At 61.4% G+C, this 12347-nt stretch carries 9 protein-coding genes; 7 read left to right on the top strand and 2 right to left on the bottom strand.

Annotated elements, in window-relative coordinates; translation table 11 throughout:
- The first annotated feature begins 94 nt into the window (after positions 1-94).
- Positions 95-1279 (top strand): DUF3142 domain-containing protein, encoded by a 1185-nt coding sequence (locus ACZZ0A_RS25455; protein WP_463543884.1) that lies wholly within the window; start codon positions 95-97, stop codon positions 1277-1279.
- Positions 1266-3404, top strand: a complete 2139-nt coding sequence (locus ACZZ0A_RS25450) for a hypothetical protein (protein ID WP_463543883.1) — start codon at positions 1266-1268, stop codon at positions 3402-3404. Before ACZZ0A_RS25455 ends, ACZZ0A_RS25450 begins: the two co-directional genes overlap by 14 nt.
- On the opposite strand, the gene ACZZ0A_RS25445 is transcribed toward ACZZ0A_RS25450, so the two are convergent.
- On the bottom strand, positions 3401-4030 hold the full coding sequence (locus tag ACZZ0A_RS25445) for a LysE family translocator (protein ID WP_007912011.1): 630 nt from the start codon (positions 4028-4030) through the stop codon (positions 3401-3403). The genes ACZZ0A_RS25450 and ACZZ0A_RS25445 overlap by 4 nt on opposite strands.
- Positions 4031-4174: 144 nt before the next feature.
- Here ACZZ0A_RS25445 and ACZZ0A_RS25440 point away from each other — a divergent pair, with 144 nt between their 5' ends.
- On the top strand, positions 4175-4648 hold the full coding sequence (locus ACZZ0A_RS25440; RefSeq protein WP_414916354.1) for an Lrp/AsnC family transcriptional regulator: 474 nt from the start codon (positions 4175-4177) through the stop codon (positions 4646-4648).
- A gap of 131 nt (positions 4649-4779) precedes the next feature.
- Here the strand turns inward: ACZZ0A_RS25440 and lpdA are convergent, their stop codons facing one another.
- Entirely contained in the window at positions 4780-6180 is a 1401-nt protein-coding gene (gene lpdA / locus ACZZ0A_RS25435; protein WP_463543882.1) for a dihydrolipoyl dehydrogenase, read from the bottom strand.
- Positions 6181-6391: 211 nt separating this feature from the next.
- On the opposite strand from lpdA, the gene hflK (ACZZ0A_RS25430) reads away from it, so the two are divergent.
- From hflK (ACZZ0A_RS25430) to ACZZ0A_RS25415, 4 genes are read left to right on the top strand one after another with little or no spacing between them, the layout of a single operon-like run.
- A complete protein-coding gene (hflK, locus tag ACZZ0A_RS25430) occupies positions 6392-8353 on the top strand; it encodes a protease modulator HflK (protein WP_463543881.1) in 1962 nt (653 codons plus the stop codon).
- Complete coding sequence (hflC, locus tag ACZZ0A_RS25425; RefSeq protein WP_463543880.1) at positions 8350-9396, top strand: protease modulator HflC; 1047 nt, start codon at positions 8350-8352, stop codon at positions 9394-9396. The genes hflK (ACZZ0A_RS25430) and hflC overlap by 4 nt, the downstream gene beginning before the upstream one ends.
- A complete protein-coding gene (gene hflK, locus ACZZ0A_RS25420; protein WP_463543879.1) occupies positions 9393-10442 on the top strand; it encodes a protease modulator HflK in 1050 nt (349 codons plus the stop codon). The genes hflC and hflK (ACZZ0A_RS25420) overlap by 4 nt, the downstream gene beginning before the upstream one ends.
- On the top strand, positions 10439-12346 hold the full coding sequence (locus ACZZ0A_RS25415) for a heavy metal translocating P-type ATPase (RefSeq protein WP_463543878.1): 1908 nt from the start codon (positions 10439-10441) through the stop codon (positions 12344-12346). Before hflK (ACZZ0A_RS25420) ends, ACZZ0A_RS25415 begins: the two co-directional genes overlap by 4 nt.
- The last annotated feature ends 1 nt before the right edge of the window (position 12347 follow it).

Here is a 12347-nt window from a genome sequence, read left to right as displayed (position 1 = left end):
CAAGATCAAAAGATCGCAGCCTCGTTTTACTCGACAGCTCCTACAGGGGTTTTGTGTAACCTTGCAGCCTTGTGGTGTCAGGGGGCTGGAAGGTATGCGGTTTATTGTGGGTCTGTTTTTGGGCATCGTTATCGCGGGTTGCGAGCAACACGACGCGCGCCCTCTCGACCAACAACTCTACATCTGGCAACGCCAATGGACGCCGGCCCACGAGGCGGCGCTGCATGACAGTCGCCAGGATTTCTCGACGTTACGCGTCCTCGCACTGCAAGCCTTTCCCAATGCCGGATGGAGCCGCGCGCGGATCGATGCGCCGTTATTGATAGCCGACGGCCGTCCTTTGATCGCAGTGATTCGTCTCGATGGGCAGTTGAAGGCGCTGGATCAGGATCAGCTCACCACGCAGATTCTGCAGGTGCTTGCCGATTGGCAGGCGCAAGGTCTTGTATTGAGCGGCATCGAGATTGATCACGATGCCGGTAACGCACGTTTGCCGGCCTACGCTGAATTCCTCGAACATTTGCGCTCGGCATTGCCGACGTCTCTGCCTTTGAGCATCACGGCACTTCCGGCCTGGCTCGACAGTGCGCAATTGCCGACACTCCTGCAAACCGTCGACAGCAGCGTGCTGCAAGTCCACGCCGTCAGCGATCCGCGTCGCGGTCTGTTCGATCCTGATCAGGCGTTGAAGTGGGCCAAGGCCTGGGCGCGGATTACCGACAAACCTTTTTTTCTCGCGCTGCCGGCTTACGGTGTGGCGCTGTTGCCGGATGATGGCGGGGCGCCGGTGGTGGAAAGCGAAGTACAACTTGAGCGGGGCGGTGAGCGCCAGGAATTGCTCGCAGATCCGCAGCAATTGCGCCAACTTGGCAAGGCCTTGCGCGAAGACCCACCGGCGCATCTGGCCGGTCTGATCTGGTTCCGCCTGCCGCTGGCCACTGACCGCCGCGCCTGGAGTCTGACCACCCTTGCAGCGGTCGCACGGGGTGATCAACTGAACAGTCAGCTCGGCGTGACGCTGAGCGAGTTCGACGGCCTCTACGACATCAAACTCGACAATCCCGGCAACCTCGACAGTGCCTGGCCTGCGCGGATCATTCTCAAGGCGAAAAACTGTGAAGGCGCCGATGCGCTCGCCGGTTACTCGTTGCAACAAAGCCCGGATCTGCTTACCTTCACCCGCCTGCGCGACGGCCGCTTGCCGGCGGGTGGGCAGCGCGTCATCGGTTGGGCGCGTTGCGCCAATATTGATCAAGGAGGTTCGCATGTTGACCCGTAACTGGCCCCGCCATCTGCTCTGTCTGAGCCTCTGCCTGCCGCTGGGTTCGGCGTTCGCCTGCGGGCCGGATTTCCCCATGCGCCTGCTCGACAATCGTGGGCAGACCCTCGCGGATCTGCCTGAGGGCAACTTCAACTTCGAACTCAGCCGCCTCGGCAAAACCATCGCCGGGCTGAAGAATGTCACTGCGGCGACGCACAATCCCAACGATATGTACGGCGAGGAAAACGCGGCGGCCGAGGTTCGGGAAAAGGCTGAACAGGCCGGACTGAGCGTTGAGCAGCAAGCGTTGATCAAACAACTGCGCGGTCTGAGCGATGCGCGGCAGGTCGAGGCGCAGGGCGCCGGCCTGCCGGCGGAAATCCGCTTGTACGTGGCTGGTGCAGTGGCGTTTGCCACAGGCGATCATCAACTCGCCGTCGAGAATTTCACCAAGCTGCTGGCGCTGCCGGCAGATCAGCGTCCGTTGCGCAGCACGTGGGCGGCGTATTCGCTGGGCCGTACCTGGTTTGCGATGAGCCGCGAAGGCGGGGATGCGGTCGAGGCGCTGGAGCAATCGCGTGATGCGTTCCGCCAAGCCCGGCAACTGAGCATCGACGGTTTCAGCGATCCGCTGGAGTTGGGCGTTGCCAGCCTCGGTGAAGAGGCGCGGGCATTGCGCACGGCGGGCGACTGGAGCGGCGCCATCGAATTGTATGAAGCACAGAATCTGCACGGCTCGGCTGTGGGTTACACCTCGCTCAAGCAATTGATGAATGAACTGGCGGAGTTGCCCGAGGCCGAACTCGCCGATTTGCTGCAGCACAAAGCCGTGCAGCAACTGGTTACGGCATCGCTGGTGAGCCGTCAAGGCTGGTCGTTTGGCGATGAGCCGCCGAACGAGAAAAAACTGGTGAAACTGCTGCAAAACAGCACCCGCGGCAGCCTCGAAAACGCGGATCGTCTGGCGGCGATGAGTTATCAACAGGGTGATTACGCCGGTGCCAAGGCCTTTCTCGAGAACGCCGGCGACGGCGGCCTGGCGTGGTGGCTGCGGGCCAAACTGGCGGTGCGTGACGGTGACAAAAACGCCGCAGCCGCAGCCTATTCGAAAGCCGCGCAAGCCTTCCCGCAGAGCGAAGACTGGGGTTATCGCCGTACGCCGGACTGGGCGTTTGAAGCGGTTCAGCCGAAATGCCGGGTCGAGGGCGAAAGCGCGATTCTCGCGTTGCAACGTGGCGAGTACCTGCAGGCATTCGTGCAGTTGTATCGCAGCAACAGTGTCTATTGGTTCGATGCCGCGACCGTGGCCGAGCGCGTACTGACCGTCGATGAGCTGAAAAAGTACGTCGACGATAACGTCCCGGCTCCGCCCGCGCTGACTCAACAGCAGCGTGATAACTACGTGCCGCTGCCGCTCGCCGCCAGCCTGCGCAACCTGCTCGGCCGGCGTTTGCTGCGCGAAGGGCATTACGCCGACGCGGTCGCTTATTTCGACAATCCCGACCTGCAAAACAAGGCTCGCCTCTACGGCGAACAACGGCTGAAGGCCGATGCGTCGTGGTGGCCGACCAAGCGCGCCAGTGCGCTGTATAACGCCGCGTGGACAGCGCGTGAATGGGGCATGGATATTCTCAGTTATGAGATGGCGCCGGACTACGCCACGTTCGGTGGCAACTACAGTCTGGAAAGCACGGAGCTGAAAGTCGGCCCGCTGGTGAGCGAGGCCGAAGTGCAACGTCAGGCCGCCAGCGAAGCGAAACCGGATCAGCGCTATCACTACCGTTTCGTCGCCACCGAACTGGCCGGGCGCGCCGCTGACAACCTGCCGCACACCAGTCAGGCATTTGCCGCCGTGCTGTGCAACGCGGCCGGCTGGAACAGCAGCCTGGAAGATCAGAGCGCGCTGTATCAGCGTTACATCAAGGAAGGTCCGTTCGTCCCGTGGGCGGTCGACTTCGGCAATCAGTGCCCGTACCCGGATTTCGAAAACGCTGACAAGCGTTACGTCACTCAGGTCACGGATGCCGTGCGTTCATCGCTGCGGCCGTACAAGTGGCCGGTGCAGATCGGCGTGGTTGTGCTGGTCAGCGCTGCGGCATTGCTGCTGATCACCCGTCGCCAGCGCAAGGTCCGCAAAAGCTAAGCTTGCTGGACGAAGGTCAGGCGTATGGCGAAACCGATCAGCAGGCTGCCGAACAGCCATTGTTGTACGCGTTGGGCGGTTGGACTGTGTTGCAGCCAACGACCCAATGCGGCGCCGGTGAGGGCGTAGGCGCTGTCGAACAGCAGACCGACGCCGACCAGCAACATGCCGAGCACGGCGAACTGGCTCAATACCGGTGCGCCGTCATTGACGATGAACTGCGGCAGCAGCACCGAGCAGAACAGCAGCGCTTTTGGGTTGAGCAGGTTGGTCAGCAAACCGCGTCGAACGGCTTCGCGCCATTGCCCGTGTACGTCACCAGCCTCACCCGCATTCAGGTTCGGCAGCAGAGTGCTGCGCAGGCATTGAATGCCGATCCACAACAGATACGCCGCCCCCGCCAAACGCACGACCTCGAATGTCCACGGTGCAGCCTTGAACAGCGCGGCCAGCCCCAACGCCGCCAGCGCCACGTGGCAACCGCGAGCAACGCCCAGGCCGATAGCGGTGGCCAGTGCCGCGCCGCGTCCCTGTCGCGCACCGGTTTGCAGAAGCAGGATCATGTCCGGGCCGGGTAACAGATAGATCACCGCCAATGCCAGGAAAAACAGCCAGAGACTCGCCATGTTGCCGCCCTTTCGTTGTCGATTCGGTGCGCCAAGTCTAGAGCTGAAGGGTGGGGCAGGTGCTTGCGAAGTCAGCTTCAAAAACCTTCTTGATTGGCATAATCTGCTGGTTTTCCATTGCATGACTATCGGGATCTGCCAAACATGAAACTCGACGCCTTCGATCGCAAGATTCTCGCGGCGCTGCAACGCAACGGACGCCTGAGCAATGTCGAGCTGGCGGATGAAATCGGCCTGTCGGCCTCACCGTGTCTGCGCCGGGTGCGGATGCTCGAGGAGGCCGGGGTGATTCGCGGTTATCAGGCCAATCTTGATCGCGATGAAGTCGGGCTGGGGCTGACGGTGTTTGTCGGGGTCAAGGTCGAGCGCCACAACGATGAGCAGGCCGAGGCGTTCTACCGCGCGGTGACAGCGTTGCCGGAAGTGATTTCCGCGTTTCTGGTGTCGGGGGAATCGGACTTTTTGCTGCAAGTGGTGGTGCCGGATTTACGCGCGTATGACCGCTTTCTCAGTGGCTGCCTGTTGAAGCTGCCGGGGGTGAGCGACATTCGCAGCAACTTTGCCATTCACACGGTGAAGACGCCGGGGTCGTTGCCGCTGGGGCATCTTCCGGCTTAAGACCGGGTGGGGCCCCATTCGCGAGCAGCTCGCTCCCACATTCGACCGCAGTCCTTCAGAAGGTACACGGTCAATTGTGGGAGCGAGCCTGCTCGCGAAAGCGGTGTTTCAGCCACCTGGATTTCAGAACCCTACATCTGCGTCGCCATCCCCTCGACATTCATCGCCGCCTGACGCAACGCCTCTGACCGCGTTGGATGCGGATGGCACGTCAACGCAATGTCTTCCGCCGAGGCACTGAACTCCATCGCCACACAAAACTCGCCAATCATTTCACTGACGCTCGGGCCGACCAGGTGCACGCCGAGGACTTCATCGGTGCGTTCATCCGCGAGGACTTTGGCGAAACCCTCGGTCTCATGGTTGATCTTCGCCCGGCTGTTGGCGGTGAAGGGAAACTTGCCGACCTTATAGGCACGGCCCTCGGCCTTGAGTTGTTCTTCAGTCTTGCCGACGCTGGCCAGTTCCGGTCTGGTATAGATCACGTTGGGGATCAGGTCGTAATTGACCTCGCCAGCCTTGCCATGGATCTGCTCGACGCACGCCATCGCTTCATCTTCAGCCTTGTGCGCGAGCATCGGCCCGGAGGTCACGTCGCCGATCACCCAGACCCCGGCGGCTTCGGTACGGTGCTGTTTGTTGGCGAGCATGCCGCGCTTGTCAGTGCTTAGGCCGACGTTTTCCAGACCGAGGCCTTGGGTATACGGACGACGACCGATAGCGACCAGCACGTAATCAGCTTCGAGCAACTCGGCCGTACCGCCAGCGGCCGGCTCGACGCTGAGTTGCACGCCGTTGGCGGAAGAGGTGGCGCTGGTGACTTTCGAACTCAGCTTGAACGCGATGCCCTGTTTGCCCAGTGAGCGTTGCAGGGTTTTGCCGGCCTCGCCATCGACGCCGGGGCAGATGCGATCGAGGTATTCGACCACGGTGACCTGCGCGCCCAGGCGTCGCCAGACTGAACCCAGTTCCAGGCCGATCACCCCGGCACCAATCACCACCAAATGCTTGGGTACTTCACTCAGCGACAGCGCGCCGGTTGAGTCGAGGATGCGTTTGTTATCGATCTCGACGCCGGGCAGGGGAGTGGGTTCGGAGCCGGTGGCGATAATGATGTCCTTGGCGGTCAGTTCGATTTTGCTGCCCTGATCATCGGTCACTGTAACCTTGCCGGGGCCGTCGATGTGGCCCCAGCCCTTGATCCACTCGACTTTGTTTTTGCGAAAGAGAAACTCGATGCCTTTGGTCAGGCCCGCCACGCTCTCGTCTTTCTGTTTCATCATCTGCGCGAGATTCAACGTCGGTTTGACCTCGATGCCGAGGTTGGCGAATTCCGCACCTATCGCCGCTTCGTACAGCTCCGAGGCATGCAACAGGGCTTTGGACGGCATGCAACCGACGTTCAGGCAAGTGCCGCCCAGCGTCGCACGACCTTCCACGCAAGCGGCCTTGAGGCCCAACTGGCCGGCGCGGATCGCTGCGTTATAACCCCCGGGGCCGCCGCCCAGAATCACTACGTCATAGTTGCTCATGCGCTTGCTCCTGTTGGATGGATGCGGATCGCTAAAAGTAGTTCTGAATAAAAATTACGAACGTAATATGTGCGTTTCGAGGCTTTTCGGTCAAGGCTTCAGGCAAGCGACAGGTTGGGCGTCTTTGAATACGCGTAATTGTGTACGAATATTTCACGCTTTTCGTTATATCGTAACGATATGAACCGCGAGCCAATGATATTGGGGTGATATGCAAGTTGATCTGGAGGTGGATGGCACGCAAGTGACCGGACTGCCGCGTTTTCAGCAGGCGGCCACGCAGGGCGGGCGACTGCGGCGTTGGGCGTTTGCCCTCGGTGGATTGGCCGGGGCGGGCTGGGTGTTGGCGTTTTTCGTCGGGCTGTTTGCACCGCAGTCATTGTGGCTGCCGCTGCTGGTCAATCAGAGCGCGGCGCTGCTGGTGTTGGTCGCCGGGCTGCAATCTGCGTGGTGGGTGACGCAATGGCGCGCGCGGGTGATCAATCCTGTTGTGCTGACGCCGATTGCCGAAGATGAACGCTCTGCGCCGCAAGGGTGGTACGAGCGCCTGCTGGATCGCCTCAGCCAGCAGGGTTTGCACGCACTTGGCCTGATCGGTGCTGCGACGCTGTGGTTGGCTGGCTGGGCGTTGCTGGTGGCGCTGAGTATCGAACAGGTGTGGAACCTGGCGCTGCCCGCCGCAGCCGTTGGATTGTCCGCCACTGTGGGCGCAGCGCTGTCATTACTGCTGGCGTTCGGCTTGTTGGTGCTTGAGCGACAACTGGCTCAGGAGAATCCTGCGCAATGGCCGGAAGCAGGTTCATTGGCGCAACTGACGCGCGTGGCGATCATCACTCTGGTGCTCGGCGCGCTGTGTTTGTTGTTCGCTGGCGAGAATGCCGTGTGGCCAGTTCGCGTGTCTGTACTGATGGGTATCTTGCCAGGATTGGTCGCGATCGAGTGGCTATTGCGCGCCGTTCTTTCAGTTTTTAGCCCTCGTCGCGAACAGCTTGAGCCAAGGTTGCTGGCGCGCAGTTTTGTTACCGACATGCTGCGTTGGCCACCCCAGCCTTTACTCGCGCTGCAGCACGAATTGCACAACCGTTTTGGCATCGATCTGCGCCAGATCTGGGCGTTCAGTTTCATGCGCCGAGCGTTTCTGCCAGTGCTGGCGCTCGTTGCAGCGGTGGGTTGGCTGCTCACCGGCATTCATGAAATCCCGCTGCAGGGCCGTGGCATCTATGAGCGCTTCGGCAAACCGGTGCAGGTGTTCGGCCCAGGATTGCACACGGGTTTGCCGTGGCCGCTGGGGCGCGTGCTGATCGTCGAGAACGGTGTGGTGCACGAATTGGCCACCAGCGTTGGCGAGAATCCGGCGCCGCTGCAAGCCGATCCTGCCGAAGGTCCTGCGCCGATGACAGCCAACCGCTTGTGGGACGCCAGCCACGTCAATGACAAGTCGCAAGTCATCGCCAGCAGCCGTGGCGCTCAACAGAGCTTTCAGATCGTCAACATGGACGTGCGCTTCGTTTATCGCATAGGCCTGACTGATCAGGCGGCGCTGGCCGCGACCTACAACAGTGCCGATGTGCCGACGCTGATTCGCAGCACGGCCAGCCGGATTCTGGTGCATGACTTTGCCTCGCGCACACTCGACGGTTTGCTCGGTGAAGATCGGGTCGGACTGGGCGAGGAGATCGGTCGCGCGGTGCAAAGTGATCTGCAGCAACTCAACAGCGGCGTGGAGATTCTCGCCACAGTCGTCGAAGCCATTCACCCGCCGGCCGGTGCCGCCAATGCCTACCACAGCGTGCAAGCGGCGCAGATCGGCGCGCAGGCGTTGATCTCCCGCGAGCGTGGCGCTGCGGCCGAAGCGAGCAATCAGGCGCAATTGCAGGCCAGCCTCGCTCGCGATCAGGCCAGCGCCAACGCGCGCGAAACCCGTGCTACGGCGCAGGCGGCGGATCTGAAATTCAGCGCCGAACAAAAAGCCTATGCCAGTGCTGGTCAGGCTTTCGTGCTTGAGCAATATCTCGGTCAGCTCAGCCAAGGCCTGAGTAAAGCCAAATTGCTGGTAATCGACCATCGTCTGGGTGGCAGCAGCAATCCGCCGACCATCGATCTGCGTACTTTCACGCTGCCGGCTGACCCGTCGCCCGCGCGCAACACCGCTCAACCAGGAGTCGCCCATTGAGCCAGTCGCACACTCACGAACCGCATGATCACAGCGGCCACGATCATGGCCACGGTGGACATCACCATCATCACGGACATCATCACCATCACCACGGTGCGCCGGAAGAGGCGGGGCCTTTCCCGTGGCGACGCATGAGCTGGGCGGTGTTGCTGGTTGCGTTCGCCATCGCAGCAGCGAGCCTGGTGCAAGTGCGCTCGGGTGAAGCCACGGTGATTACCCGCTTCGGCAATCCATCGCGGGTGCTGCTTGATCCGGGTTTGAGCTGGCGTTGGCCGGCGCCGTTCGAAGCGGCGATCCCGGTGGATCTGCGTCTGCGCACCACCTCCAGCGGCTTGCAGGATGTTGGTACCCGCGACGGTTTGCGCATCATCGTGCAGGCCTACGTGGCGTGGCAGGTGCAGGGTGATCCAGACAATGTGCAGCGCTTTATGCGCGCGGTACAGAACCAGCCGGATGAGGCGGCGCGGCAGATTCGCACCTTCGTGGGCTCGGCGCTGGAAACCACAGCCAGCAGTTTCGATCTGGCGAACCTGGTGAACACTGATGCCAGTCAGGTGCATATCGCTGAATTCGAAGCGCAGTTGCGTCAGCAGATCGATCAGCAATTGCTCGCCACCTATGGCGTGCGCGTTGTGCAAGTCGGCATCGAGCGTTTGACTTTGCCTTCTGTCACCCTTACCGCAACTGTCGATCGCATGCGCGCCGAGCGTGAAACAATCGCTACCGAACGTACCGCGATCGGCAAGCGTGAGGCTGCGCAAATCCGCTCTGCTGCCGAACGCGATGCGCGAATTGTGCAGGCCGACGCCACCGTGAAAGCTGCAGAAATCGAAGCACAATCTCGCGTTGAAGCCGCGCAGATTTACGGCCGTGCGTACGCCAGTTCGCCGCAGCTGTACAACTTGCTGCGCTCGCTGGACACCCTTGGCACCATCGTTACGCAAGACACCAAACTGATCTTGCGCACTGACGCGGCGCCATTTCGCGTGCTGGTCGATGGCCCGCCAACACTCGACAGTAAATCCGGATCGCAGCCATGAGTGAAGAAGTTCCACGTGGAACACATTCGCTGAACAGCCCGTGGATTCAGGCTGGTCGTTTGGCATTTCTCGCCCTGTATGCGGTGACGGTGTTGGCCGCATTGGCTTGGGCGTTTTCCAATGTGCGACAGATCGATCCGCAGAATCGTGCGGTGGTTTTGCACTTTGGTGCACTGGATCGCGTGCAGAACGCGGGGCTGTTGTTGGCTTGGCCGCAGCCGTTCGAACAGGTGGTTTTGTTGCCGGCCGCGGATCGGGTGATCGAGCGTCGGGTGGAAAACCTGTTGCGCAGCGATGAGGCACTCAAGGCTGATCGAGTCGCTTCCTTCGCTACACCACTCAGCGATGCTCTGGCCGGCTCTGGTTATTTATTGACCGGTGACGCCGGCGTGGTGCAGCTGGATGTGCGGGTGTTCTACAAAGTCACCGACCCTTACGACTTTGTCTTGCAGGCCGATCATGTGTTGCCGGCGCTGGATCGATTGGTCACTCGCAGTGTCGTGGTACTGACTGCCGCCAGGGATCTGGACACCATTCTGGTCGCGCGTCCGGAATTGATCGGCGCTGACAATCAGGCTGCCGAACGACGTGAGCGATTGCGCGGTGATTTGGTCCAAGGCATCAACAAACGTCTGGCCGAGTTGAAGGCGAGCGGGCAGGGTATCGGGATCGAAGTGGCGCGGGTCGATGTGCAGTCGAGTCTGCCGGATCCGGCGGTCAGTGCATTCAACGCGGTGCTGACGGCCAGTCAGCAAGCCGACAAAGCTGTGGCCAACGCACGTACCGATGCCGAAAAGCTCACCCAGACCTCCAACGAACAAGCCGATCGGGCGCTACAACTCGCTCACGCGCAGGCCGGTGAACGCTTGGCCAAAGCCACGGCTGACACTGCCACGGTGTCGAGTCTGGCCAGCAGCACCGACCCGCAAATGCTTCTGCGCCTGTACCGCGAGCGCATGCCGAAGATTCTCGGTCAGGCCGGATCGGTCACCACGGTCGACCCGAAAGACGATTCCCGTCTGATCATTCAGGGAGCCAGTAAATGACTGCGACGACCGCTGCACCGAGCCTGTTGTCCTCGGCCGAACAACGCCGCGCCGCACGCCAACTGACATTGGCGATGCTGGCGTTGGGTCTTCTGGGGCTGGGTTTGATCTGGCGTTGGCTGGTGCCGGAGCAAACCGGCGTCAGTCAGTTGTTGCTTGGTTTTGCTTCTTTATCAGTCGCCGTCCCGGTGATGCGTTCGGCGTGGTACAGCCTGCGCTATCCAAGCTTGCACGGCATCACCGATCAACTGATTGCCCTGGCCATGCTCGGTGCATGGGCCACCGGCGATCTGCTGACGGCTGCGCTGCTGCCGATCATCATGATCTTCGGCCATGTGCTGGAGGAGCGCAGCGTGATCGGTTCGCAGGAAGCGATTCATGCGCTTGGCCAACTGACGCGCAGTCACGCACGCAAGCTTCTGGCGGATGGTTCGATCATCGAAGTGGACAACGGCGCGCTGAAATCCGGCGACACCGTTGAGGTGCGCGCCGGTGATCGGGTGCCGGCGGACGGTCGGGTTTTGTCCGGCCAGGCCAGTCTGGATACGGCTTCGATTACCGGCGAATCAGTGCCCGTCGAGGCGGCTGTCGGCATGACGGTGTTCGGCGGCGCGATCAATCTCGATGGCCTGCTGCGCATTGAAGTGACCCGCACTGGCGACGAGTCGACCCTCGGCAAAGTCATCGCGCTGATGCAGAACGCCGAGCGCTCGAAACCACCGATCACCCGTTTGCTCGAACGTTACGCCGGCAGCTATATGGTGCTGGTGTTGTTGCTGGCAGCGGTGACCTGGTTCGTCACCAACGATGCGCAAGCGATGCTCGCAGTGTTGGTGGCAGCGTGTCCGTGCGCGTTGGTGTTGTCCGCTCCGGCGACGGCGATTGCCGGTGTCGCGGTGGCAGCGCGTCACGGGATTTTGATTCGCAGTTCGGCGTTCCTCGAAGAACTGGCTGACCTGACATCGCTGGTCGTCGATAAAACCGGGACACTGACTTACGGCACATTACGCTTGCAGTCGATCAACAGCCCGCAAGCAGAGTCGTCTGTGGTCCTGGCGCTTGCCGCCAGCCTCGGCGCGGCGAGCAGTCACCCGGTCAGCCGTGCGCTCGCCGGGTTGGTCAGTCAGGATCAATGTCTAACGCTGAGTGATATTCACGAGCGTCAGGGCCTTGGTGTAGTCGCCATGACCGGGCAGGGCGAAGCGGCGCTCGGTCGGCCAGAATTGTTCGCGCAACTGGGCATCACCACGACAACGGTCCCCGATCACGATGGCCCCATCGCCGGGCTGGCATTGAACGGGGAATTCCTCGCTTGGCTGTTGCTCGCCGACACGGTTAAACCGGAGGCCCGTTTCGCCCTCGACGAATTGCGTGAATTGGGGCTCGGACGGCAATTGCTGCTGACCGGCGATCGTCAAAGCGTGGCCCAGTCGCTCGCCAAGGAGGTCGGTTTGCATGAGGTCCAAGCCCAGGCCTTGCCCGAGGACAAACTCAATCGCGTGCTCAAGGAAATCGACAATGGTTTCCGGCCGATGGTGGTCGGTGACGGCATTAATGACTCCCTCGCGCTCAAGGCAGGCGTGGTCGGTGTGGCAATGGGTGCGGGTGGCGCCGACATCGCGCTGGCCTCGGCGGATATTGTCTTGATCGGCAGCGACCTGCGCCGACTCGGCACCTGCGTGCGCCTCAGCCGCCAGTGCCGCCGGACGTTGCAGGTCAACGTGATCATCGGTCTGGGTTGGACGCTGGCCATCGTCGTGTTCGCTGCATTCGGCTGGCTGGGTGCCGCCGGGGCGATGATTGCCGCGCTGCTGCACAACCTCAGCACGCTGCTGGTCCTCGGTAATGCCGGGCGTTTGCTGCGCTTTCAGGAGCCGTTGCTCAAGCTCCAGAAAGACCTTTGAA

The organism is Pseudomonas sp. AC242 (assembly GCF_979258655.1).
This window is presented reverse-complemented; position numbering and strand designations above follow the sequence as displayed.